The organism is Streptomyces sp. HNM0575, assembly GCF_012726265.1.
Taxonomy (GTDB): Bacteria; Actinomycetota; Actinomycetes; order Streptomycetales; family Streptomycetaceae; genus Streptomyces.
In genome coordinates this window covers 466,963-490,785 of record NZ_JAASAG010000002.1, presented here as the reverse complement: position 1 = coordinate 490,785, position 23,823 = coordinate 466,963, and the positions used below count along the sequence as shown (strand labels likewise).

Annotated in this window: 24 protein-coding genes; 8 read left to right on the top strand and 16 right to left on the bottom strand. The window is 71.4% G+C overall.

Annotation, left to right across the window (positions count from 1 at the left end):
• Positions 1 to 50: 50 nt before the first annotated feature.
• Complete coding sequence (locus HCC61_RS06035) at positions 51 to 1,277, top strand: Ig-like domain-containing protein (protein WP_169134210.1); 1,227 nt, start codon at positions 51 to 53, stop codon at positions 1,275 to 1,277.
• Between the two features lie 150 nt (positions 1,278 to 1,427).
• Here the strand turns inward: HCC61_RS06035 and HCC61_RS06030 are convergent, their stop codons facing one another.
• Together HCC61_RS06030 and HCC61_RS06025 are read right to left on the bottom strand one after the other, a co-directional pair.
• Complete coding sequence (locus HCC61_RS06030) at positions 1,428 to 1,955, bottom strand: type 1 glutamine amidotransferase domain-containing protein (protein ID WP_169134209.1); 528 nt, start codon at positions 1,953 to 1,955, stop codon at positions 1,428 to 1,430.
• 202 nt (positions 1,956 to 2,157) lie between these two features.
• Complete coding sequence (locus tag HCC61_RS06025) at positions 2,158 to 3,504, bottom strand: MFS transporter (protein ID WP_169134208.1); 1,347 nt, start codon at positions 3,502 to 3,504, stop codon at positions 2,158 to 2,160.
• A gap of 510 nt (positions 3,505 to 4,014) precedes the next feature.
• Between HCC61_RS06025 and HCC61_RS06020 the strand changes: the two genes are divergently transcribed.
• On the top strand, positions 4,015 to 4,563 hold the full coding sequence (locus tag HCC61_RS06020) for a hypothetical protein (protein ID WP_169134207.1): 549 nt from the start codon (positions 4,015 to 4,017) through the stop codon (positions 4,561 to 4,563).
• Positions 4,564 to 5,046: 483 nt separating this feature from the next.
• Here the strand turns inward: HCC61_RS06020 and HCC61_RS06015 are convergent, their stop codons facing one another.
• Positions 5,047 to 5,415: a hypothetical protein gene (locus HCC61_RS06015; protein WP_169134206.1), complete on the bottom strand. Its 369-nt coding sequence runs from the start codon at positions 5,413 to 5,415 to the stop codon at positions 5,047 to 5,049.
• Positions 5,416 to 5,774: 359 nt separating this feature from the next.
• Here HCC61_RS06015 and HCC61_RS06010 point away from each other — a divergent pair, with 359 nt between their 5' ends.
• Complete coding sequence (locus HCC61_RS06010; RefSeq protein WP_169134543.1) at positions 5,775 to 6,209, top strand: helix-turn-helix transcriptional regulator; 435 nt, start codon at positions 5,775 to 5,777, stop codon at positions 6,207 to 6,209.
• A gap of 185 nt (positions 6,210 to 6,394) precedes the next feature.
• On the opposite strand, the gene HCC61_RS06005 is transcribed toward HCC61_RS06010, so the two are convergent.
• From HCC61_RS06005 to HCC61_RS05985, 5 genes are all read right to left on the bottom strand, one after another.
• Positions 6,395 to 7,006, bottom strand: a complete 612-nt coding sequence (locus HCC61_RS06005) for an ATP-dependent Clp protease proteolytic subunit (RefSeq protein WP_169134205.1) — start codon at positions 7,004 to 7,006, stop codon at positions 6,395 to 6,397.
• A gap of 1 nt (position 7,007) precedes the next feature.
• Entirely contained in the window at positions 7,008 to 7,763 is a 756-nt protein-coding gene (locus tag HCC61_RS06000) for an ATP-dependent Clp protease proteolytic subunit (RefSeq protein ID WP_240968498.1), read from the bottom strand.
• A 274-nt stretch (positions 7,764 to 8,037) separates the two neighbouring features.
• Positions 8,038 to 8,763: an MmgE/PrpD family protein gene (locus tag HCC61_RS05995; RefSeq protein WP_169134204.1), complete on the bottom strand. Its 726-nt coding sequence runs from the start codon at positions 8,761 to 8,763 to the stop codon at positions 8,038 to 8,040.
• Complete coding sequence (locus HCC61_RS31455) at positions 8,763 to 10,169, bottom strand: MmgE/PrpD family protein (protein ID WP_169134203.1); 1,407 nt, start codon at positions 10,167 to 10,169, stop codon at positions 8,763 to 8,765. Before HCC61_RS31455 ends, HCC61_RS05995 begins: the two co-directional genes overlap by 1 nt.
• Positions 10,170 to 10,377: 208 nt before the next feature.
• Positions 10,378 to 12,102 carry an SLC13 family permease gene (locus tag HCC61_RS05985; protein ID WP_169134202.1) on the bottom strand — a complete coding sequence of 575 codons (1,725 nt, stop codon included), beginning with the start codon at positions 12,100 to 12,102 and terminating at the stop codon, positions 10,378 to 10,380.
• A 163-nt stretch (positions 12,103 to 12,265) separates the two neighbouring features.
• On the opposite strand from HCC61_RS05985, the gene HCC61_RS05980 reads away from it, so the two are divergent.
• Positions 12,266 to 13,312 (top strand): IclR family transcriptional regulator, encoded by a 1,047-nt coding sequence (locus HCC61_RS05980; protein WP_169134201.1) that lies wholly within the window; start codon positions 12,266 to 12,268, stop codon positions 13,310 to 13,312.
• A gap of 43 nt (positions 13,313 to 13,355) precedes the next feature.
• Here HCC61_RS05980 and msrA read toward each other — a convergent pair whose 3' ends face one another.
• Positions 13,356 to 13,997, bottom strand: a complete 642-nt coding sequence (gene msrA, locus HCC61_RS05975; protein WP_169134200.1) for a peptide-methionine (S)-S-oxide reductase MsrA — start codon at positions 13,995 to 13,997, stop codon at positions 13,356 to 13,358.
• Between the two features lie 285 nt (positions 13,998 to 14,282).
• Complete coding sequence (locus HCC61_RS31450; RefSeq protein WP_346777045.1) at positions 14,283 to 14,966, bottom strand: hypothetical protein; 684 nt, start codon at positions 14,964 to 14,966, stop codon at positions 14,283 to 14,285.
• A 337-nt stretch (positions 14,967 to 15,303) separates the two neighbouring features.
• On the opposite strand from HCC61_RS31450, the gene HCC61_RS05965 reads away from it, so the two are divergent.
• A complete protein-coding gene (locus HCC61_RS05965) occupies positions 15,304 to 16,650 on the top strand; it encodes a hypothetical protein (RefSeq protein ID WP_169134199.1) in 1,347 nt (448 codons plus the stop codon).
• Between the two features lie 80 nt (positions 16,651 to 16,730).
• On the opposite strand, the gene HCC61_RS05960 is transcribed toward HCC61_RS05965, so the two are convergent.
• Positions 16,731 to 17,792 carry a WYL domain-containing protein gene (locus tag HCC61_RS05960; protein ID WP_169134198.1) on the bottom strand — a complete coding sequence of 354 codons (1,062 nt, stop codon included), beginning with the start codon at positions 17,790 to 17,792 and terminating at the stop codon, positions 16,731 to 16,733.
• Between the two features lie 61 nt (positions 17,793 to 17,853).
• Here HCC61_RS05960 and HCC61_RS05955 point away from each other — a divergent pair, with 61 nt between their 5' ends.
• Both HCC61_RS05955 and HCC61_RS05950 read left to right on the top strand, forming a co-directional pair.
• A complete protein-coding gene (locus HCC61_RS05955) occupies positions 17,854 to 18,438 on the top strand; it encodes a DinB family protein (protein ID WP_169134197.1) in 585 nt (194 codons plus the stop codon).
• 1 nt (position 18,439) lies between these two features.
• Positions 18,440 to 18,877 (top strand): VOC family protein, encoded by a 438-nt coding sequence (locus HCC61_RS05950; RefSeq protein WP_169134196.1) that lies wholly within the window; start codon positions 18,440 to 18,442, stop codon positions 18,875 to 18,877.
• Positions 18,878 to 19,020: 143 nt separating this feature from the next.
• On the opposite strand, the gene HCC61_RS05945 is transcribed toward HCC61_RS05950, so the two are convergent.
• Together HCC61_RS05945 and HCC61_RS05940 are read right to left on the bottom strand one after the other, a co-directional pair.
• The gene (locus HCC61_RS05945) at positions 19,021 to 19,824 is read right to left on the bottom strand and encodes an aminoglycoside 3'-phosphotransferase (protein ID WP_206322135.1); all 804 of its coding nucleotides are present in this window, start codon (positions 19,822 to 19,824) and stop codon (positions 19,021 to 19,023) included.
• Between the two features lie 190 nt (positions 19,825 to 20,014).
• The gene (locus HCC61_RS05940; RefSeq protein WP_346777044.1) at positions 20,015 to 20,386 is read right to left on the bottom strand and encodes a hypothetical protein; all 372 of its coding nucleotides are present in this window, start codon (positions 20,384 to 20,386) and stop codon (positions 20,015 to 20,017) included.
• A 10-nt stretch (positions 20,387 to 20,396) separates the two neighbouring features.
• Here HCC61_RS05940 and HCC61_RS05935 point away from each other — a divergent pair, with 10 nt between their 5' ends.
• Positions 20,397 to 20,921: a DUF1648 domain-containing protein gene (locus HCC61_RS05935; RefSeq protein ID WP_169134194.1), complete on the top strand. Its 525-nt coding sequence runs from the start codon at positions 20,397 to 20,399 to the stop codon at positions 20,919 to 20,921.
• A 58-nt stretch (positions 20,922 to 20,979) separates the two neighbouring features.
• Here HCC61_RS05935 and HCC61_RS05930 read toward each other — a convergent pair whose 3' ends face one another.
• The 3 genes from HCC61_RS05930 to HCC61_RS05920 form a co-directional block, all read right to left on the bottom strand.
• Positions 20,980 to 21,984 (bottom strand): MerR family transcriptional regulator, encoded by a 1,005-nt coding sequence (locus tag HCC61_RS05930; protein ID WP_169134193.1) that lies wholly within the window; start codon positions 21,982 to 21,984, stop codon positions 20,980 to 20,982.
• On the bottom strand, positions 21,978 to 22,658 hold the full coding sequence (locus HCC61_RS05925; protein ID WP_169134192.1) for a HEAT repeat domain-containing protein: 681 nt from the start codon (positions 22,656 to 22,658) through the stop codon (positions 21,978 to 21,980). The genes HCC61_RS05930 and HCC61_RS05925 overlap by 7 nt, the downstream gene beginning before the upstream one ends.
• Before the next feature lie 702 nt (positions 22,659 to 23,360).
• Positions 23,361 to 23,741: a nuclear transport factor 2 family protein gene (locus HCC61_RS05920; protein ID WP_169134191.1), complete on the bottom strand. Its 381-nt coding sequence runs from the start codon at positions 23,739 to 23,741 to the stop codon at positions 23,361 to 23,363.
• Between the last annotated feature and the right edge of the window lie 82 nt (positions 23,742 to 23,823).

Here is a 23,823-nt window from a genome sequence, read left to right as displayed (position 1 = left end):
TACGCGGCGATATCGGGGAGCTTGGGATTCTGACGCAATGGGAGAAGCCTGTGACGACGCTGGGTAGGCACCGCAAGGCCGTTGTGGCCACGGCAGCGGTGCTCGGCGGTGTACTCGCGCTGGGTGCGTGCAGTGCGTCCGGTGGCGGCGACGACGCGAAGAACGCGAACGCGGAGGCCCACGGGAAGAAGAGTTCGGAGGCCCGAATAAAGATCGCGTCCAAGGACGGATCGGAGGGCGCGAGCATCAACAACGGCGGCGACGTCTCGGTGAGCAAGGGCAAGCTCACGAACGTGAGGCTGACCGCCGTCGAGGGCGGCACCAGCGTCACCGGGACGATGTCGGGGGACGGCAAGTCGTGGAAGCCGCAGCAGCAGCTGGAGCGCGCCACCCAGTACAAGATCACGGCCAAGGCGAAGGACTCGGCGGGCCGGAAGGCCGTCGAGAACTCGATGTTCACCACCGTCTCGCCCGACAACAGCTTCGTCGGGACCTACGCCGGTGAGGACGGCCAGACCGTCGGCGTCGGCATGCCGGTCTCGATCAACTTCGACAAGTCGATCACGAACAAGAAGGCCGTCCAGTCCGCGATCAAGGTCAACTCGACCAGCGGCCAGAAGGCAGTCGGGCACTGGTTCAACGACACGCGCCTCGACTTCCGCCCGCAGGAGTACTGGAAGCCGGGCTCCAAGGTCACCCTCGACCTCCGGCTCGACGGCGTCAAGGGCGCCGCGGGCATGACCGGCGTGCAGAACAAGAAGGTCACGTACAACATCGGCCGCTCGCAGGTCAGCACCGTCGATGTCAACAGCCACCAGATGACCGTCGTGCGCGACGGGCAGAAGCTGAAGACCATCCCGATCTCCGCCGGCAGCGCCGACAACCCGACGTACAACGGGAAGATGGTCATCGCCGAGAAGCACAAGGAGACCCGGATGGACGGCGACACCGTCGGCTTCGGGCGCAAGGGCGAAGAGGGCTACGACATCAAGGACGTGCCGCACGCGATGCGCCTGTCGACGTCCGGCACCTTCATCCACGGCAACTACTGGGGCGCGCCCTTCGGTTCGGGCAACACCAGCCACGGATGCGTCGGCCTGAAGGACACCCGCGGGGCGCACGACAACAGCACCGACGGCGCGTGGTTCTTCTCCAACTCGCTGGTCGGCGACATCGTCGAGGTCAAGGGCTCCCCGGACAAGACCGTGCAGCCGGACAACGGCCTCAACGGCTGGAACATGAGCTGGGCGGAGTGGACGGCGGGATCGGCCGTCTGATCCGCACCGTTCGTGCATGAGACGCGGGGCCGGGCTCAACGAGCCCGGCCCCGCGTCCTTCTCTTTCCGGCGTCTTCCGGCGTCTTCCGGTGCCGACCGCCCGGCCGGATCTTCCGGGCCGGATGTCACGGACCTCAACAGCCCGACGGATCAGCCGAGTTGGGTCACCACGGCGTCGTTGAACGCCTTCAGGTCGTCCGGCTTCCGGCTGGTGACGAGCGTGTACGTGCCCTCGTCGACGACGCATTGCTCGTCGACCCAGTGAGCGCCCGCGTTGCGCAGATCCGTCTCCAGGCTCGGCCACGAGGTGAGCCTGCGGTCGCGTACGACGTCCGCCTCGATCAGCGTCCACGGGGCGTGGCAGATCGCCGCGACGAGCTTGCCCGTCTCGCAGAACGTCTTCACCAGGCGCACGGCGTCGTCGTCCAGGCGCAGCGCGTCCGGATTCGCCACGCCGCCGGGCAGGACCAGGGCGCCGTACTCCTCGGCGGAGGCCTCGTCGACGGTCTGGTCCACCTGGAAGGTGTCGGCCTTGTCGAGGTGGTCGAAGGCCTGGATGCGGCCGGGCGTCGTGGACACCAGCCGGGGCGTGTGCCCGGCGTCCTTCACGGCCTTCCACGGCTCCGTCAGCTCGACCTGCTCGACCCCTTCAGGGGCCATCAGAAAGGCGATGCGCATTTCTGGCCACTTCCTTCCACGCCGCCGCGCACGGCGCGCACGGCGCGACGAGGGTTCTCCCTTTCCCGGACCGGGTCCCCGACGCGGTAGGGGTCATGCAGTCGTCGTCCGGCCGTACCCGCACCCGGGCAGACGGGCGGACGGGCACCCGGGCCGATGGCCGGAGGAAGAGGACCGGCCGGCGGCCCGGCGACCCGGATGGTCAGGCCTCCGCCCGGTCCGCATCGTCGAGGGCGCGGTGCACCGTCGAGAGCAGCACGGCACCGGCGGTGACGCTCACGGCTCCGAGGATGAACGGCACGTGCGCGTTGTAGTGCTCGACGAGCTTGCCCGCCGCGAAGGGCGCGAGACCGCCGCCGATGAAGCGCACGAAGCCGTACGTGGCGGAGGCGACCGGACGCGGCACCGGCGCGATGCTCATCACCGCTGTCGTGACAAGGGTGTTGTTGACGCCGATGAAGGCGCCGGCGGCGATCACCGCGCCGATCACGACCCAGCGCTCGTCCGGGAAGACCCCGATCACGGCGAGGTCCGCGGCCATGAAGAGCAGATTGCCGTAGAGGGTGCGGGGCGTGCCGAACCAGCCGCGCAGCGCCGGCGCCCCGAACACCGCGAAGACGGCGACGAGCAGGCCCCACGCGAAGAAGACCCAGCCCAGCTCGATCGCGTCGAGGTCCATCAGGAACGGGGCGTAGCCGAGCATCGTGAAGAAGCCCCAGTTGTAGAGCAGCCCGGTCACGCTGGTGGTCGCGAGCGCGCGGTGCCGCAGCGCCGCGAGCGGCTCGACGAGGGACTCCGGGCGTTCGGGCGCCTTCGTACGGGGGAGGAGGACGGCGGTCGCCACGAGCGCCACGGCCATGAGCGCCGCCACTCCGAAGAAGGGCCCGCGCCAGCTGACGTGCCCGAGCAGACCGCCGAGCAGCGGCCCGGTGGCGATGCCGACGCCGAGCGCCGTCTCGTACAGCACGATCGCGCCCGCGAAGCCGCCGCTGGCCGATCCGACGATCACGGCGAGGGACGTCGCGATGAACAGGGCGTTCCCCAGGCCCCATCCGGCGCGGAACCCGATGATCCCGTCGATGGTGCCGGTGGTGCCGGCCAGCGCGGAGAAGACGACGATCAGGACGAGGCCGACGACGAGGGTCCGCTTGGCGCCGAGCCGGCTGGAGACCCAGCCGGTGATCAGCATGGCCACGGCCGTCACCACGAGGTAACTGGTGAACAGCAGCGTGACCTGGCTCGGGGTGGCGTCGAGCTGGCTGGAGAGCGCGGGCAGGATCGGGTCGACGAGGCCGATTCCCATGAAGGAGATCACGCAGGCGAAGGCCACGGCCCATACGGCCTTGGGCTGACGGAAGGGGCTCTGCGTACGGGGGTGGGGGGTGTGACCGGCGTCCGGCCCGGATGTTCCGGGGTGCCCGGACGTACCGGTCGCCGGGGTGCTGGAGTCGGTGCGTCCGGTGCTGTCTGCGTGGTCGGTGCTGTCCGCGTGGTCGGTGCGGTCCGGCCCGGCGGATGCCTGGGATATGGCTGTCTCCGGCCCGTTCATGTCAGGGGCGTCCCTTCGGTCGTGCGGATCCGTGCGGAGCGGCCCGGGTGGTGGGGCTCGGCGCCGAGGTTGCGTACCCAGGTCGGTGCACGCCACAAGGAAATATATCGATGGTCGATACAACTAGACAAATGACAGGTGTCACGAACGCCGCGCCCCCGGGCGGTAGTTGATCAAGGTGGCGGGCCCCTGCGGAGGCTTGTGGGAAATCGATTTCGTGAAGATCGTCGCGAGTGACCTGCGAATTCCGCGCCGGGACAGTGGCCGATTGGCGGGTCATTTTCCGCTTCTAGCGGCCATTTTCGGATCTGTTCCTTGTGCCTGAAGTGTGGAAACCATCGTTCGTTGACGTGTCTCGGTCAGGCTTGTACGGTCCCGCAACGAAATCGATTGCTCGCACTTCCGCAGGTCACCGGAAGGCCGGGGGAGTGGCGAGGGGTTACTGGGTTCCGCGCCAGCAGGGATGCGTATCTACGCGCGTTCCTGTCCCCACCTGGAAGGAAAGACCCAATGACGTTCAAGACGAAGATCAGACGCAAGGCGGTCATCCGCGGCGCCTCGGCCCTGGCCGTCGGCGTGCTGGTCGCCGGCGGACTGGCCGTGCAGGCCAGCGCCGGTGAGACCGAGGGCAAGCACCACCGGGCCAACGCCGAGATCCTCGACGAGAAGTGCGCCGTCCCGCCGGACTTCGACGCGGCGATCATCAACACCGTGCACGACGTCGCGACCCAGCGCGGTGTCAACGACAAGGTGATGCTGGCCGCCTTCGAGACCGGCTGGGTCGAGTCCCACATGAACAACCTCAACTGTGGCGACAGCGACTCCCTCGGCGTCTTCCAGCAGCGGCCGAGCCAGGGCTGGGGCACGCCCGAGCAGGTCATGGACCCGGTCTACGCGACCAACGCCTTCCTCGACCAGGCCATCCCGAACGACCAGGGAGACCCGGGCATGACCGCCGGGCAGCTCGCCCAGAGCGTTCAGCGCTCGGCCTTCCCCGACCGCTACGACGAGAGCGAGGCCAAGGCCCGCGAGATGATCAACACGGCGGCCAACAGCTGACGTTCGGGCGAAACGGCTCCGCACGGGGCCGGCGCCAAGGGCCATGCGCCATGGGGGCATGCGCCAAGGGCCATGTGCCATGGGGGACATGGCCCGGAGGGGGCCTCGCCGCCGGCGGAGCCCCCGCCCTCCGGGGCACGCGCGGCAGGGGACGGGCCGCGCCGGTGATTCGAGGGGTGTGGGGAGCAAGTCCGGCTCCCCGTACGGAACGAGGCGAGCGGCCGTCCTGTCGGCGTCCTGATCCACGTCCTGATCCAGGTGCGCGAGGCCGCGCAGTCCGTTCCACGGCGGACGGCACCGGAGCCACCGGTGCCGTCGGCCGCTTGGTCGCTTGGTCGCAAGGCTGCTTGGTCGCGTGGCCGCTTGGCCCCGGTCCCTGACCGGCCGCCCGTGCGGGACCGGTCCCGACTCACTTGCGTCGCCCCGGTACCTCATGGGCGTAGCGGCGACCGGTACTTCATGGGAGTAGCGGCGAAGCGCCCTTCACACGTCCTCGTCCATGCGGATCGCCTTGCGCAGATTCTCCTGTGCCCTGTGCGAACCCCCCTCGCTCTGCTCCAGCAGCACCGCCGCGATCGCGTCCAGCTTCCGCTGGAGCGCGTGCTCCGCGCGCCGTTCGGTGTTCTTCAGCAGGGCCAGCAGCAGCAGACTCACGGCGGCCATCATGTCGCCGACGAAGATCATCCAGGCCACCGGGACGCCCGCCAGGTGCACGGCCACGAACGCGGCGATGAGGAGCACGCAGAAGCCGTAGAAGGCCGGTGAACCGGTGATGTTGGAAGCCGTCTCGGCGAGACGCTCGAAGCGGCCTCGTTCGTCGCCGCCTCGCTCGGCCGGGTGCTTAAGCGTCATCTTCGTCCGTTCCGTGGTCGGTGCGGCAGCCTGATGTGCGCTGACGTGCGCTGACACGTGCTGATGTGCGCTGACGTGCGCCGGACTGCGTTGACGTGCGGGTACCCGGGCGACGGCGGTAAGACTCCCGGCCGTGGCCTCGCCGCGGGGTGCTGCCGGTGCGCTGGTGCCGCGTCCGGTTACGCCGGTGGCGGAACGGCTCCGGGCCCCCTTTCCGTACGGCGGGCCGCTTCTAATCTGAAGTGGTGAGCAGCCACGAGGACGAACACACGGAGTCCGAGGCCCGCGAGGCCGGTGAAGCGAGTGAGGCCGCGGCGGTGCGCGGGGCCCGCGGCGCCCGCGAGGGCCGTGTCATCGCGTTGCGGCCCGGTGCCTCGCAGGCCCGTGGCCCCGGCGGGGGTGCGGACGAGCGGGAGGCCAGGGAGCCGTTGTGGCGGCACCTCGTCGGCGGGGTGCTGCGCCGTGAACGCGTGGCCCAGCAGCGCACGCTCAAGGACGTCGCGGAAGCGGCCCGTATCTCGATGCCCTATCTCTCCGAGGTGGAGCGCGGCCGTAAGGAGGCCTCGTCCGAGGTCCTCGCCGCCGCCGCGCACGCACTGGGCCTGGGGCTGGGCGACGTACTGACGCGTGTGCAGAGCGAGTTGGCCCCGCCGGTAAGGACGGCGCAGCCCGTGCGGACGGCGTTCCGGCGGAGCGGTACGCCGGGGAACGGTGCGCAATCGTCCGCCGGTGCCCGGCCGTCGCTGCGCCGTGGGGCCGCCCCGAGGCAAGGCGACGTGCGTCTCGCCGCGTGAGCGGCAGTCGGTCCATTGGTGGTAGTCGGTCCGCTGCGTGAGCGGCAATCGGTCACGCATCGGCGGTGGTTGGTGCGCTGCGTGAGCAGGGTCGGGTCCCCGCCGTGTGAGCGGTGGTGGGTCTCATCGGGCGTGCGGCGGCGGGGCGTTCGCGCGCCGCCGCACGCACGTGACGCGGGTGTCGCTCAGGCCGCGACGCCCGCGAGCTGCCGCCTGCTGAGCACTTCGTCGGCCAGCCCGTACTCCACCGCCTCGTGCGCGGTGAAGATCTTGTCGCGGTCCATGTCGGCGCGCAGCGTCGCGACGTCGTGGTGCGTGTGCCGGGAGAGGATCTCCTCCACCTCGGAGCGGATGCGTGCCATCTCCTTGGCCTCGACGGCCAGATCGGAGACCGTGCCCCGGCTGCCGCCGCTCGCCGGCTGCCCCAGCAGCACCCGGGAGTGGCCCAGTACGAAGCGTCGTCCCGAGTCCCCGCCGGCCAGCAGCACCGCGGCCGTCGACGCCGCCTGGCCGACGCAGAACGTCGAGATCGGAGCGCCGACGAAGGTCATCGTGTCGTAGATCGCGGTCAGCGAAGTGTAGGAGCCGCCGGGGGAGTTGATGTAGATCGCGATCTCGCGCTCGGGTGCCGAGGACTCCAGGTGGAGCAGCTGGGCGATGACGACGTTGGCCACGCCGTCGTCGATCTCGGTCCCGAGGAAGATCACGCGGTCGGAGAGGAGTCGGCTGTAGATGTCGTATGCGCGTTCCCCGTGCGGGGTGCGCTCCACGACCGTCGGGATCGTGTACTGGCTCATCTCAGAGACCCACCTTCCGCTTCGAGGCCGCGGGGCGCACGTCGTCCAGCGACTGCACGACCCGGTCGACGATTCCGTACTCCAGGGCCTGTTCGGCCGTGAACCAGCGGTCGCGGTCGCCGTCCCGCGAGATCGTCTCCTCGCTCTGGCCGGTGTGCTCGGCGGTGATCCGCTCGATGGACCGCTTCATGTATTCGAGGTTCTCGGCCTGGATGGCGATGTCGGCGGCGGGACCGCCGATGCCGGCCGAGGGCTGATGCATCATGATCCGCGAGTTGGGCAGCGCGAAGCGCTTGCCCGCCGCCCCCACGGTGACCAGGAACTGGCCCATGCTGGCGGCGAATCCCATGGCGAGCGTGGACACGTCGTTGGGGATCAGCCGCAGCGTGTCGTAGATCGCCAGTCCCGAAGTGACCGAGCCGCCGGGGCTGTTGACGTACAGGCTGATGTCCGTACGCGGGTCCTCGGCGGAGAGCAGCAGCAACTGCGCGCAGACGCGGTTCGCGGAGACGTCGTCGACCTGGCTGCCGAGGAAGACGATGCGCTGGTTGAGGAGCTGGGCGGCGAGATGGTCGTCGAAGCGCGACGGAGGGGTGTCGCCCTCCTCGGCGCGCGGCGGCGAGGGGGTGTGCGAGTGCGCGAGCGGGGACGCGTGCGAGTGCGCGAGTGGTGACGTGGGTGCGGACGCCATGCGTGGCGACGCATGCGGCGAACTGCGTGCCGAGGGCTGTTCCTGCGGGGCTACGAGTGGGGACATGGGACCTCCTGCCGTGACGCGGCGCGGCGGAAGTCGCCGCGCTCACTTCACTCTTGGCCCGCGGGGACGCCCGCGACCGGATTCTCGGCCCGCAGCAGATCTGCCCAGGGCAGGGGGCGTTCGGCGGCGGACGCCGCGGGCCCGCGGGCCCGCGGGAGGTGAGCGCGGGGCGGGTCCGCCCGTCGACGGTCTCGGTCGGGCGGCGTCGGGCTCCGCCCCGCCCGGCCGGGTCGCCGGGCCGGTAACCGGGCCTCGCCCGGGGCGTCGGGGCGTGTCAGGTCGTCCGCAGGACGTCTTCCGCGAGCCAGCGCGTGCCCAAGTTGTCGGTCAGGGCCCGTGGTTCGGCCTCGGGTGAGAGCAGGGCCAGTAGGCCGCGTCGTCCTTCGAGTGGGTGTGGTGGGGCGGTGAGGCCCCGTTCGCCGAGGAGGGCGGCCTCCAGTCCGTCCGCCGCGGCCAGGGCCGCGCGCAGCGCCGTGACCTCGTCCCGCTCGTCGTCGCCCGCGCTGACCGTCGTGGACTGCGTGGCGGCGAGCCCGAGTGCGTGCAGCCCGCTCGTGGGGGCGGTCGATCCGGCCAGCGCGGCGCCGACGACGGCCAGCGCGTCCGGGCGTACACCGAGTGAGGCCGCCAGCCTGCACGCGACCTCGCAGCCGAGCACCGTCGCCTCCGCGGCACGCGCCGCGTTGCGGTTCGCGGCCACGGCCGCAGTCGCCGCCACCAGCGGGTGGACGCCGGAGTGCGTGAGTGCCGCCGCCGCTTCGAGCACGTACGTACGGGCGTCCTCCGGCGGGTACGCCGAGCGCAGCGCGGCCAGGCACTTCTCCAGGCCGGTGCCGTCCGCCGGAGCCGAAGTGGCGGCAGGGGAAGGGGTGTCGGTGGTCCCGGACGCGGTGCCGGGCGGAGGCGCGTGCAGTCCGTGGACCGCGGAGCGCAGTCCGTCCGGCACCGGCTGTCCCGTCGTCACGGCGAATCGGACAAGCGAGGCGCTGACGTCCGCCATCAGTTCTCCTCCTCGGCGCAGGCGGTCATGAGGGTGGTCAGGTAGCCGGGTCCGTCGGCCGCGACGGCCTCGGTCACGGCGCCGGTCCGGCCGGGCAGCACCGGTTCGACGAGCCGGGAGACCTTCGTGCGCAGGTCCGCGTCCGTCATCGGCTGCTGCTCGCTGCCCCGTGCCGCGGGCACGTGGTGCCGCAGCGTCTCGCTGCCGGAGGTGGTGACCTGGATCCCGGCCTCGGCACGGTCGCGTTCCGGCGAGGCGAGCAGACGCACCTTGGCGCGGAGCTGCTTCATCGCCTCGGAGCGTACGAAGCCGTCCTCGTACGCCCCGAGGTCCACGACGCCCAGCAGCAGCCCGGCCGCGACGCCGTGCACCGTGGAGAACCGGGCCTGAAGTCCGTCGAACGGGTCGGCGTTGCCGGTCAGTTCGGGCACCAGCGGGTGGCAGTGCAACGCGACGTCGGTCACCGCGTCGGGGCCGCCCGCGTCCCGTACGGACGCGGCGAGGTGTTCGGCGGCCTCGATGGCCGGGTGCGTGACGATCCCGCAGGGATAGGGCTTGAAGGTGTTGCGCCGCAGCTCGAACCGGCAGCCGGTGCCGGTGCCGGTGCCGGTGCCGTTCCCGCTCCCGGTGGCCTCGCAAGTGCCCGAACTCCCGGGCCCGCCCGGCCCGTTGAGCCCTCCGAGGAACGCCTCCTCGTCGAACTCCCTCGTGAGCCGCCGTACGAAACCGTCGAGCGCCGTACCGACCGGCGGTGCCGGTGCGTCCGCGGCGGCCAGCCGTGCCGCGAGTACGCCGTTGGCCGCGGCCTTGCCCGCGTGGAACGGCTTCGTCATGGTGCCGAAGCCCTCCCGCGTGCCCAGTCCCCGGCAGATCCCCCACGACAGCGCCGTCGCCAGCCGATGCCCGCGCAGTCCGAGCAGCAGCGCGGAGGTCGCGGCGGCACCGAACGCCCCGCAGGTGCCGGTGATGTGCCAGCCCAGGTCGTAGTGCGAGGGCGAAACGGCCATGCCCAGGCGGAGTTGGAGCTCACATCCCCACGCGTAGGCGGTCAGCACCTCGGTGGCGGACGCGGCGCCCGCCTCCGGTTCGAGCGCGGCCAGCGCGCCGAGGCAGGCGGCTCCCGGATGGATGACGGTCGCGAGATGGGTGTCGTCGAAGTCGTCGAGATGGGCGGCCGTCCCGGTGGCGAGGGCGGCGTCGACGGGTGCGACCCTCCCGCCCCGGCCCGGGACGCGTGCGCTCCCGGTCGAACCGGCCGTGATCGCGTCCACGGCAGGGTGCCGCGCGGCGCCGATCGCGGTGCCCGTGACATTGAGCAAGGTGCGGCGTGCCATCGCCAGTACGTCCTCGGGCAGAGGCCGCTGGACGGCTTCGTCGATCACCTCGGTGATTCGGGTGCTTTCCACTGCGGTGCTTCGTCCTCCCGCGTATCGCCGTGGTCGTCGGTCATCGGTCGTCGGTCATCGGTCGTCTGTTGTCGGTCGTCTGCTATCTGTCACCTGTCATCTGTCACCTGTCATCTGTCACCTGTCATCTGCCGTCTGTGGTTTGCCGGTTGCCCGGTGGCCCTTGCCGCTTGCCGCTTGTCACTTGCCGCTTGTCGCCCCGGGCCGGTCAGAGCCCCACCACCGGAGCCAGTGTCAGCACCCCGGCGACCAGGACCGTCACGCCGATCACGTCGAAGACCAGTCCTGAACGGACCATCCGCGTAATGGGGATGAGGCCCGAGCCGTAGACGATCGCGTTGGGCGGAGTGGAGACCGGGAGCATGAACCCGTAGCCGGAAGCGGCCGTGGCGACCAGGCCCGGGATGAGCGGATCCACGTGGAGCGCCTGCGCCATCGGCAGCACGATCGGCAGCACTATGCCGACGCTCGCGGTGTTGCTCGTCGTCTCGGAGATCACCAGCGCGGTGACCGCGGCGAGGATCGTCACGCTCGTCAGCGAGGAGACGCCGATGAGTTCGGAGAGCCCGTCGCCGAGCGTCTCCGCGAGCCCCGTGTCCGAGCTCAGCGTCCCCAGCACGATGCCCGCGCCGAAGAGCAGGATCGTGCCCCAGTCGATCCGCGCGGCGTCGGCCCACTCCAGGGTCGCCTTGCGCCGGGCGCCCGACGGGACGCCTGCCGGACGCGGGAGCGGAAGCACGAAGAGGAGCGTGGCCGCCAGGATCGCCGCCACGCCTTCGGTGACGTGTGCCACCACCCACTCGACGAGTGCGTGATGCTCGCCGAGCACCGCCTGGAGGATGCCGGGCCCGGTCCACAGCAGCACCGCCGCCGCGAAGGCGACACAGGTGTTGCGCTCGCCGGGGCTGAAGGGGCCGAGCCGCGACCGTTCGGCGGCGACGTACTCCTCGGCTCCCTCCAGCCGGCTGGTCTCCGGCCGGTTCAGCAACAGCAGGACCAGGCACAGCAGTACGAACATGACGAGCACGATCGGCGCGAAGAGCAGCACCCAGTCGAGGAACCCGACGGTCTCGCCGGTCTGCTTCTCGACGAGCTGGCGTCCGATGAGCTGGTGCGGTGCGCCGACCGGTGTGAACAGCCCGCCGATGCTCGCCCCGTAGGCGACGGCCAGCAGCAGCGCGACGCTGATGCGCGAGCGGCGCAGGTCCGTGACGGAGGCGCGCTTCCCCTCCTTCCCCTCGTCCGTGCCGGACGTACCCTCCGTGCCGGAGGCCGCCTCCGTTCCGCCGCCCCGGGACGTGCTGATCGAGCTGACGGCGCCGATGACGCCGAGCGCGATCGGGAAGAGCATCGCCACGGTCGCCGTGTTGGAGATGAACGCGGATATCGCGGCGGCCAGACCGCCGAAGACGACGATGGTGCGCGCGGGGGAGCGGACCACGCCGGGCACCGCCAGCATGCGCAGGGCGATCCGCCGGTCCAGGCCGTGCACGGTCATCGCGCGGGCGATCACGAAACCGCCGAGGAACGTGAAGATCGTGTCGTTGCCGAAGGCGCCGAAGACGGTGTCCTCGTCGCCCACGCCCAGCAGCACGCACAGCGAAACGGCGAGCAGAGCCGTGACCGCGAGCGGTACGGCCTCCGAGATCCACCAGATCATCACCAGCGCGAAGATCGCGGCCAGCGACCGCTGCGCGGGCGGGAGTTCGCCCCCGGCCAGCAGCACCACGGCGAACGCGAGGGGGCCGAGGAGCAGTCCGGCCCGGCCGCGGATCCGGTCGAAGCGCTCCTGGCGGTCGTGCGCCGCGTCTGGACCCGTCCCCGCACCCGTCCCGGCGCCCGTCTCCGTATTCGTCTCCGCACCCGTCCCGGTGCCCGTCTCCGGTCGGCCTTCCGGCTCCGTCCCCTGTCCAGTCGCCGTCGTCGTGTCCACGCCGGCCTCCCGTCGGTAGCGCCTGCCCGCCTCTGTCCGCGTACCGATCCCGAAAGGGGTGCCCATAATGCGGTACGACGTTTTGAATCGCGGGCACGATAGGGTCGCCGGGCGGCCGGGCGCAAGACCCGGTGCCGAAGGTCCGGGGGAGAGTGCGAGCGGCGTGGCGGACAACGTGGCGGACGAAGGGACCGGTCAGGACGCCCGTTCCGGCCGGAACGGGCAGGGCGGCGGCCGGAACGAGCAGGGCGGCCGTACGGGCCGGGACGGCGGGCACGGCCGGCAGGCTCAGCCAAGCCAGAACGGTGTGCCGGGCAGCGCGCCCGGCGTGCAGTCCATCGACAGGGCCATGGCTCTCCTGTCGGTCTTCTCCACCGCCCGTCCCGTCGTGGGAGTCTCCGAACTCGCCCGCGCCACCGGGCTCGCGCGCGGCACCGCGCACCGGCTGGTGACGGCCCTCGTCTCGCACGGCCTGCTGACGCAGGTGCCGGAGACGACGAGCTACTGCCTCGGCCCCCGCCTGCTCGGGCTGGCCGACGTGGCACGGCAGCAGATCTCGCTGGAGGCGCAGGCCGGGCCCGTCATGGCCTGGCTGCGCGACCGCAGCAGCGAGACGGTCGGCCTCCACATCCTCGACGACCTGCCCAGCAGGCGCACCATCGCGCAGGCGGAGTCCCCGCACGCGCTGCGGCGCACCTACACCGACCTGGGCTCGCCGCGGCCTCCTTACCAGGGCGCCCCCGGCAAGCTGCTGCTCGCCTTCGCGGACGAACGGCTGCGGCGGCGCGTACTCGACGGGCCGCTCCCCACGGCGGACGGCGGCGAAGAGCTCGAACCCGCCGCCCTCGCGGCCGAGTTGGCGTCGATCAGGGAGGACGGCTTCGCACTGTCCCTGGAGGAACGCGTGCCCGGAGTGGTGGCGATGGCGGTCCCGGTGCGCGACCACCGTGGCGCGGTCGCGGCGGCGTTGAGCATCTCGATCCCGTCGGTACGGGCAGGACGCGACGAACTCCTCGCGCTGGTACCGCTGGCCCGCGAAGCGGGCGGACGGCTCTCCGCCCGCCTGGGCCACACGGCCGGGACACCGCGGGGGAGGGCCGACGGGTCACAGGGAGACGTGGTCCAGGCAGACGTGGTCCAGGCAGACGGGTCCCAGGCAGACATGGCTCAGGGAGACGTGTCCGGCGGCGGCACGGGCGAGGAGCCCTGAGCGGACCGCGGGCCCTGAGCGGACCGCGTCCGGTGCCCCGTGCCTACGCCGCGAAGGGGACCCCGGTGCCGCCGAGACCGCAGTAGCCCAGCGGATTCCGCTCCAGATACTGCTGGTGGTGCGCCTCGGCCGGATAGAAGGGGTGGCCCTCCGCGGGGACGATCTCCGTGGTGATCGCGCCGTATCCGGCCCGGCTGAGCAGCCGCTGGTACGCCTCACGCGTCTCGTGCGCGGCGGCCCGCTGGGCGGCGGAGTGGTGGAAGAGCACCGAACGGCAGTGCGTGCCGACGTCGTTGCCCTGACGGAAGCCCTGCGTCGGGTCGTGTGACTCCCAGAAGAGCTTCAGCAGCCTCCCGTACGGCACCTTCGACGGGTCGAAGACGACGCGTACCGTCTCGGCGTGCCCGGTGCGGCCGTCCGCGATCTCCTCGGAGATCGGGTTCGGCGTGCTGCCGCCCTGGAATCCGGCAACCGTCGTCCACACACCGGGAGTTCGCCAGAACCGCCGCTCGGCGCCCCAGAAGCAGCCGAGCGCGAAGTCCGCGGTCTCGAAGCCCTCCGGGCGGGGGCCGAGGAGCGGGGTGCCGAGCACGGCGTGCTTCTCCGGTACGGAGAACATCCGCTCGGTGCGGCCGGGCAGTGCCTCGTCGGGGGTCGGGAGGCGCATGGTGAAGGCGTTCAGCATGCTGCTCCTTCGTCGGTGCTTCGTCGGTGCTTCGTAAGTCGGTCCTCGGTCCGTCCTCGGTCCGTCCTCGGTCCCTCTTCGATCTGTCGTCGGTCCGTCGTCGGTTCGCGTGGTCCCGTTCGCCGGTCCTGCGCCCGCGTACCGCGAGCACTGCGTGGCACGTCCCCTGCGGCATACCCCGCGGCACCCCGTCGCGACGCGCCCTCCGCGGATCCGTCGGCGCCCGGCGCCGACCCGTTGCCCGCCGAGGGGCAGCGTCCGTCGAGGGTCAGCGCCCGTCGAGGGTCAGCGCCCGCGCAGGTCCGCGTAGAGCACGATCTGGGCCGCGAGGACGGCGACCGCGGCCAGTTCCACCACGGACAGCGCGACGAGCGGGACTCTTACGGGACCCGCCGACCAGAACACGACGACGGCGGCGACGGGCGCCGCGCAGAAGGTGATCAGATCGACCGCGAGCTGGAGGCGCTTGCGCGACCGACGCCTGCCGTCGTTCCGGTGGGACGTCTCCCAGCCGAAGATCTGCGTCCCGCCGCCGAACTGCCCCCGCTCGGCGTCCAGTTCGGCGATCCGCTGCCCGCCCTGACCTCCGCCCTGACCTCCGCGCTGCCCGAGCCCCGGTTCCTGGCCCGGTTCCTGGTCCCGTTCCTGGTCCCGTTCCCGCCCCTGTTCGCGGGTCAGGTCCGCGAGCCGGGGCGAGAGCTCCTCGCGTACGTAGCGGCCGATGGCGGAGATCTTCTCGTCGTTGACCAGATAGGTCCACCCGAGGAGGACGGACACCGGAGGCAGCAGCAGCAACAGCGCTGCCTGTCCGTCCCGTTGCAGCACGGCGGTGACGACCGCGGCCATGGAGGCGAGCGTGGCGTAGAGGAGGTTGTCGCGGAACCCGATACGGGCCTGCTGCTCCCCCTTGACCCGCTCGTATTCCAGCATGAGCAGCCCACCGACGGTGACGTCCTGGCTCGTGGTCACGGTCCCCCCTTGTGCCGATGTCCGAGTCGGGCGCGGTGGTCCGGCGAGCGCGGGCGGCCGTCCACCGTGGCGCGTTCAGGATTGCGACACATCAGGCGGTGGGCCCGCAAGGCCGCCCGGCGCCGGAGCGCGCGGAGCGGCGCGGAGCTGCGGGGAGTTGCGGGAGCGGTGGGGGAAACGGACGGGAAGGGACGGGGCAGGGACGGCGGGAATCCCGGGTCCGGCACGGTCCGCAGGCGGTAGGGTGTCGGGCGCCGAATTGCCGTGATCCAGCCGCGAAAACACCCGGTGCGTGCGACCCGATCCAATCCGATGCATATTCAACGGGGACAGCAGAATGACCGCACAGTACAAGGACTCCAGGCTCTACAAAGCCTCCCGGGAACGAATCTTCCAGGCAGGTCACGATGCGATGCAGCCGTGCGGATTCTCGGTCACGTCATCGGATCCGGGCACCTTCACCGTGCACGCCGTGTATCAATACCGGGAATCCCCGGGGCCGAACGCCGGAGTCATGGAAGGGCTGACGGCGCTCGCGTTCAACAGGTTATTCTCCGGGACTTTCGGCGAGAGCATAACCCTGACCGTGGACGAGGACGGCCGGGTGCATGCAGCCAGCATCTCCCGCCCGAAGACCACGCTCATCGACGGTGGAAAGAACCGGGAGAACGTTCTGGCCATCTGGGAGAAGATGGACGAATATCTTCTGCGCATCTCGACGGTCGTTAACGACCACAGCGACCGCAGTGTCAACATCGGCAACAACAGCGGCATCGTGCAGAACGACAGCGTGGGCGACGTCCGGCAGACCAACGACCACGGCGGCAGGGGCCGCGGCCGCCCCGGGAATTCGGCGTCCCCGGCCCGCGACGGCGACGGCGGCGGCGAAGAGGGCGACGACGACGAAGAGAGCCGCTGGGACGTCGGGATCATCACCGTCCTCAGCGAGGAGACACAGGCGGTGCGTCTCGCGCTCGGACTGCGAAGCCGCCGCATCGGCGGACTCCACTTCTACGAGGGAGAAGCCGACGCCGGCGGTACTTCGCTGAAAGTCGTCGCGACCCGCGCCCTCGCACAGGGAAACCGGTCCGCCATGGCGGCGTACGAGAATCTGCGACGGCACCACGACCCGCGGATCTTCGCGCTGGTCGGAATCGGCGGCGCGATCCGTTCTGAACTTGCGCTGGGAGACGTCGTCGTATCGGACCGGATCGTCTACTACGACCTCCGCAAGGAAACCGGCGAGGGCATCCGGCACAGGGGAGAGGAACGCGTGGCACCGCCCGCGGTCGGCCATGCCGTGAACGCCTTCTTCAGCGACCACGACCCCGCCGAATTCACCGTCGAGGACCCCGCCGGCACATCGCACGACATGCGGATGTGGACGGGACCGATCGGCTCGGGCGACGCGGTCATCGCGGACCACGAGGCGGAGACGCTCCGATATCTGGCGGCGTTCAACGACAAGGTCCTCGCCGTGGACATGGAATCGGGCGGTCTCAGCGCCGCCTGTCACGAACAGTCGGCGGCGTCCGGGCGGCTGCAAGGCTGGATCGTCGTACGAGGCGTCTCCGACGACGCCGGAGCCGGGAAGAACGACGACCACCACAGAATCGCCTCGTGGCACGCGGCCGTGGCGATCCGGAAGATGCTGCCCTATCTGGCCCCGTCGACTTCCCCGTAGCCGGTCCCGGTCCCGTTATCCGGTCCCGTTATCCCGTCTCGTTGTCCGGACTCGCTGTCCGGTCCCGTCACCCGGGTCCGTCAACCGCTCCCGGCCATCGACGCGAGGCGGCGGGCGAGCGTCGCGGCGGCCTCCCGCAGCTCCGGGGGTTCCAGCACCTCCGCCTCGTGGCCCAGCCTGGCCACGTGCACGGCGATCCAGTCCAGGTCGTCCCCGCCGGCGACGAGCACGCACCACCCGTCGCCGTCGTCCTCGACCCGCCCCACCTGGGGCGGCACCGACTCCCGCACGCGCTCCGGCGGTGCGTGCACCCGTACCCGCGCGAGATGCCGGTACGGAGCCTCCGTCACGGACCGCTGCACGTACGCCACGGGGTCCGGATGCTCCCTCGTCCGGAAGCGCCACGTCGTCGCCACCACCTCGCGCATCCGGTCCAGCCGGAAGGTGCGCCAGTCGTCGCGGTCGACGTCCCAGGCCATCAGATACCAGCGGCGGCTGGTGGCGACCATCCGCACCGGCTCGACCGTGCGCTCCCGCTCGCGCCCGCGGTGCCGCTCCCGCTCGCCGTCCCGTTCGCGCCCGCGGTGCCGCTCCCGCTCCCGTTCGCCCTCGCCTCCGCCCCCGCGCCCGCCCCTGTCCACGGGACCGCGGCGCCCGGCGTACCGGAACCGCACCCGTACCGAATCGCGGCAGGCGCGCGCGAGGGTCACCAGCAGCTCCGCGTCGATCTCGACCCCGGGGCCGACGAGGGTCTCGGTGGCGCCGTGCACCGCCCGTACCTCGGCGCGCAGCCGGGGCGGCATCACCTGGTCCAGCTTCGCGAGCGCCCGGAGCGCGGCCTCGCCCGCCCCGGCCACCGTGCCCCCCGACGCCAGCCGCAGGGACACCGCCGTCGCGATCGCCTCCCCGTCGTCGAGGAGGAGCGGCGGAAGCCGGGCGCCCGCGCCGAGCTGGTAGCCGCCGCCGACGCCGGGCGCCACGCGCACCGGGTAGCCGAGGGCGCGCAGCCGCTCCACGTCGCGCCGCACCGAGCGGTCCGTGACGCCCAGTTCGGCTGACAGCTCGGCGGCGGTCCAGGACGCCCGGCGCTGCAACAGCGCCAGGAGCCGCAGCACCCGCTCGGTCGTCCCCTCCGCAGTCACGCGCCGATCGTTCCACAGAACGCGGAACGACTCTGTCCGCGATATGGGCAAGGCTGCCCCCATGACCGAACAGAACTGGAACGCCCTGCTGCGGGACCAGACCGAATGGCACTGGACCCACCAGCTTCGCGACCGCCTCGGCGGACTCACCGACGACGAGTGCTTCTGGGAGCCGGTGCCCGGCTGCTGGAACGTACGCCCCCGCGGCACCGGTGACGCACCGGTGCGGGCCGGATCCGGCGCGATGACCATCGACTTCGCCTTCCCCCAGCCCGATCCGGCCCCGTTCACGACGATCGCCTGGCGGCTCGGGCACGTGATCGTCGGCGTGCTCGCGATGCGCAACGCGTCGCACTTCGGCCGCGCGCCCACCGACTACGAGTCCTTCGAGTACGCGGAGACCGCGGCGGGAGCCCTGGCCCAGCTCGACGCGGAGTACGCCGCCTGGACCGCCGGCGTGGAGTCCCTCGGCGAGGCCGGGCTCTCCCGTCCGTGCGGTGCGGCCGAGGGGCCGTACGCCGAACATCCGCTGGCGGCGCTCGTCGTGCACATCAACCGCGAGCTGATCCACCATCTCTCCGAGGTGTGCCTGCTGCGCGATCTCTACCTGCACACGCCCCGGCAGACCCGGCGGGAGGCGAGCTGAGATGGCACGGGAGCTCCAGTTCACCTTCGACTGCGCCGACCCGGCCGGGCTTTCGGCGTTCTGGGCCGAGGCCCTCGGCTACCGGCTCCAGGACCCGCCCGGCGGTTTCGACTCGTGGGAGCAGGCCCTCGAAGCGCTGGGCGTACCGCCCGAGAGGCGCAACGACGCCTCGGCGGTGACCGATCCGGAGGGCCGCGGGCCGCGGCTGTTCTTCCAGCGGGTGCCCGAGGGCAAGCAGGCCAAGAACCGTGTGCACCTCGACGTACGGGCCGCCCCCGGCCTCGCGGGCGACGCGCGCATGGCGGCCCTGGAGGCGGAGGCGGAGCGGCTGGCGGACCACGGTGCGACCCGTCTCCGGCGCCACGAGCCCGCTCCGCCGCTGGGCGCGGGCCACATCGTGATGGCCGATCCGGAGGGCAACGAGTTCTGCCTCGACTGAGCACTCACGCGGGCGTTCGCTCACCGGCGGCCGCCCTTCCGCCCCGCCCAGCCGGCCTGCTCGGCGTCGAGGTGCGGGCGCGGGGTACCGGGGCCCGGGGCGCCCGGTGAGCGTCAAGTACCGGGCCGTCAGGGCCCGTTGGCTCAGTCCGCCAGTTCCCACAGCAGCCGGTAGTAGGCGGTACGCGCGGGGTCCGGCTCGATGCCGTAGGCGTCGAGCAGCGGTTCCTCCCAGCCCGGCCCGTAGTTCCACTGCGTGCTCCACGTGGCGACCGACAAGTCGGCCCAGCGGTCGGCGAGTCCAAGCGCGCCGAGGTCGACGTGCCCGCTGCACGTGCCGTCGTCGCCGATCAGGGTGTTGGGAGCGCAGGCGTCACCGTGGCAGACGACGAGCCGGTCGACCGGCGGCGGTTCGGCCAGTACGTCGAGGGCCCGCTCGGCGGTGCCCAGGTGCCGGAAGTCCGCGTGGCGGTACGCCATGTCGATTCCGCCCGCCGCCGCCCGCGCACGCGCGGTCTCCAGGCGCCTGCCGGCGGACCAGTCGAACGGGCAGTCCGCTGTGGGCAGTTCCTCGTGCATCGCCCGCAGTCCCTCGCCGATGGCCCGTACCGCCGTGGCGGGTTCGCGCTTCCAGCGGTCGTCGACCGCCGTCCGCCCGCGCAGCGCTGCCGTGACCATCCACGACCCGGTCTCGTCCGAGCCCTCGTCGAGCACATGAGGCACAACGGTGAAGTCCGCCGCCCAGCGAAGGCGTACCGCTTCCGCCGACAGGTCGACGCCGCTGCCCACGGGCGTCCACTTCACGAATTGCGCAGCGTCTCCGTCGCCGACCCGGAAGGTCAAGCCGCCGATCTCGTTCCTCCAGACGGCCTCCAACGACCGCCCTGCCGCCAACTCCCGGACGCACTCCGGGACTTCGACCTCTCCCTGGGGCGATGAGGCGATCAACGGACCCTCCTCCCTTGTCGGTGCACGCCCGGGCTCGCCGGGCGCGGCGGTACCGGGCGCGGGTGCGTACGACGAAGCCCGCGGCGGACCACAGGCGAGCAGCAGGCAACTCGCGTCACCGCCAGCGTCATTGCCCACGTCACGTCATTGCCCACGTCACGTCACTGCCCACGCCACGTCACTGCCCACGTCACTGCCCGGGAAGGTGCAGCCACCGGAGGGCCGCGTCGGCGCAGTCCTCGGGGCTGGTGTTGAAGGCGATCGGTGCGCCGGGCGCGTGCTGCCGGACCAGGTTGACCACCTTCTCGAAGAGTTCGAGCAGCGGCTCGTGCGTACGGATGCCGCCGCCGATCACCACGCAGTCGTACTCTTCGCGGGTCAGCGCCTCCACGATCGCCTCCTCGGGGTTCTCGTCGAGTGCCGCCAGACACCAGTCGGCCCGGATGCCCGACTCGTCGAAACGGGCCCGGCCGCGCGCTATCGCGGCCTGCACCGGCTCCGGGTCCCAGCCGTCGAGCTTGGCGGGATCGAGCCCGACCACCAGCACTCGTGCCGCTGTCACAATCGGCTCCATGGTGCTCTCCCCTTCCGTTCGGCCATGGCTGCTGCCCAGCATCGTCCTGCTCGCCACGCTGGTCACCTGGGGCGCGGTGCGCTACCCGCATCTGCCGGACCGGATACCGAAGCACATCGGCGTTCACGGTGTGGACGCATGGGCGGCCCGGTCGGTCGGCAGCGCCTTCGTGCTGGTCTTCGTCTACGTGGGGGTGACGGTGCTCGTAACCGCCTGCGCGGAGCTGACGTTGCGATTGACGCCGCGCAACGAGATGCCCCACGGACACGCGGCCCGGGTCGCCGGCGTGCCCTTTCAGACGCTCAACCGGCCCGGCAGCCGCGCTTCGGCCCGCCGCTCCGCACGAGCGCTGCTGGTGCTCAACGCGTGCGTCGGTGTCTCGTTCCTCGTCGGATGCGCGGTGCTGTGGCGCTCCACGCCCGATCCCGATGTGCCGGGCTGGATGTTCGCGGCACTCGTCGTGCCGCTCGTCGCGGGCACGGCACTGACAGTCGTCGTGGCCGTGAACGACCGGAAGAACTGAGCGTGTTCGAGCCTCATCCGAGGCATGCGAGGGGCGAGATCCGTCACCGTGCGTCGCGTCACCGTGCGTCGCGCAGCTGAAGCAGGTACGCCGCGGTCAGCGCAACGGCCCGGTTCCCGTCATTCGCGAGTTCCACGAGCGCGCGTGACGCCGTGGCCCCCGGGATGTCCGCCAGCGCCTGGGTCAGCCGTACGCGCGCGGACGCCTCGGTGGTGTCGCGGCCCAGGTGGCCGACGAGACCGGTCGCGATCCGTTCCGCCGTCGCCGTGTCGCCCGCCAGCATGCTCAGTGCGTCGGCCGCGTCGGTGTCGTTCCGTCCTTCCACGATCATGTCGATGAGCGTCGGGAGCGCATCGGCCACTCCACGAGTCCCGAGCGCCAGGGCCGCATGACCGCGGACCACGGCGTCGGGGTTCGCGAGGGCGTCCCGCAGCCGGGCGGTGGCCTCCGCACCGGGCATCTCGGCGAGGGACTGAACGGCACGCTCCCGCACCGCGGCCACCGATGAGCCGAGGCCTTCCGCCAGCAGTGCCGTGCCGCCCTCGCCCGACCGGGCCAGGGCCCAACGAAGCGCTCCGGCGACGTTCGGCTCCGTCTCGCTCAGCACCGCCTCCACCAGGGCCTCCACCGGCACCGGGGCCTCATCGGCCGTGGAGAGGGCCGCACGCTGGCGCGCCCCGGCGCTCTTCGACCCCAGAGCCTGGAGGAACGCGACGACCTGGAGCACGTCCTCCCAGTCGCCGGGTTCCGCGGCGTCGATCCGGCGGAGCCGTGTGAGCAACTCGGTCTCGGCCGCGATACGTTCGCGCGTACGCCGGATGAGATCGTCGACGAGCGCCGAAGGCGCGAAGCCGGGCTCGTCGAGCGCGCGCCCGATCTCACGCAGCGACAGCCCCAGCGACCGCAGGCTCTCGATGTGGAAGATCCGCCGGATGTCCTCGCCGGAGTACTCCCGGTAGCCGGAGCCGCTGCGGCCCGACGGCCGCAGCAGCCCCAGCGACTCGTAATGCCTGAGCATGCGGGCACTGACCCCGGACCGGCGCGCCACCTCACCGATCAGCACTCCTGCTCCGCCTCCCGGCCGGACCCGCCGAGGGCCACGACGCGCTTCGCCTCCTCGATCGCGAAGTCGAATCCGGTGTCCGGATCGCGCAGCAGCCGTTCCGTGGCGAGCGCGTGCGCGCGCACATGCCGGTCGGGGGCCGACTCCGCAGCACGCACTGCGGGGACGACGACGTCGCCCAGCGCGGCCAGCGCCCGGCTGAGGCTCAGCTGCGACTCCCGCTCACCACGCCCGAGTTGCGTCGCCAGCGCGGCGGCCAGTCCGGACTCCTCGCCTTCGGGTACGAGCACGACCGCGGCCCGCCAGGCGCTCCGCGCCACCTCCTCGTCGGCGTCGGACAGGAGCGCCCGTGTGATCGCCGGCCACGCCCGCCGGTCCCCGATCTTGGACAGCGTGTGCAGCGCCTGGCTCCGTGCCTGCGCACGCTCCGAGCGGACTTCGCGGAGCAGCGCGGGCAGGGTCACGGACACCGGGTGGCGGGTGAGCGCCCAGGTCAGCATGTCGCGGACGAAGAACTCGGGCTCGATCGCGCACCGTTCGACGAGCTTGTCGACGAAGCGGGGATCCGGGGTCGTGCCGACCGCCAGCGCCGCCCGCAGCCGCACCGACGAGCGGCCGTCCTCCAGGCCCTTGAGCGCTCGCGCCGCGACCGCGTCCTGTGTCGTCGTGGTCATCGGGACCACCTCCTCGGCAAGCAGTGAAGGCCTTGCCACCGTGTCAAGGTCAAAGGGGTGGCTTCCCGGCCACCGTCCGCCTGTCTGGCGCCGGACGCGGTCCCTCAGCGCCGTGCATGCGGGGCCGTGTGCGCACCGGGCCCCGAGTGTTCCCCGAAGTCGAACTCGCCGATGAGCACCGTAACTCGGACGCGCGCGGTCAGCGCGCAGTCACGCCCCGCCCGCCGGCGCGACCCCGACCGGACAGGAGACCCCCGTACCTACGAGGGTGTACCTGTGTGACCCATGGCGAACTCGACAGCAGGCACGAGGCGAGCGGCGGTCTACTGCCGGATCAGTCAGGACCGGGGCTACGTACACGCGGCCGTGTGCAGGCCCGTCGACCGACTGATCCGTTACCCGCAGGCCCGTTCGTCGTGCGCAGGTCAGGCCCCCGCAGCCGCTATGGAAATCCGAGCCGACGAAGAGGAGTTGGAGGAACTTGCACGCGACATGGGGGAGCGTCCTATCACGCGCAAGGACTCTCCATGACAGCGGATCGAAGCGCTGATCGCCGAGGAAGCCATCGGCTCTGTCGAAGTCGTTCGGGACGAGGGCGAACGCAACGAGACCCAGGACTCCCGAAGGCCCGAGCCGCAAGGCAGAGGCTTGGTGCCGGTCAAGGCCAGGATGTTCGTGCCGGGGCGTCGCATTACTGAGGCATCAGACGAAGAAGGCGTTCATTCCCGGTACGTCATCGGCGAACGTTTCGATCTCGGCGATGCGTCCATCGCGTAGCCGGCAGACCGTGGCGAGGTGTTCGTCGAGGACGACGTCGCCACGGCGGCCGGTGTTGTGCTGTATCAGTGCCAGATTTCCTCGGCTTGTCAGCAGGCGTTCCAGCCGGAATTGGACGCCGTGGTCGGCCACTTTCTGCATCTGGGCGATGACGGCATCGGCGCCGACTGCGGTGCCGGATATGGCGTGGTCGCCGGGCACGGTCCAGGTTGCGTCGTCGTGCAGCAACGCCCGCAGGGCTGGCCAGTCTCCAGCCAGCAAGGCCGCGTAGGCGCGGCTGCCGAGGTCGTGTGCGGTCGTGTTCATCGAGCGTTCCTTCCTCACCGGGTGATCGTGTCGTTACGTCGGGATGGGCGGATCGTGGGGTAGCGCGGTGACCGGACAGAGC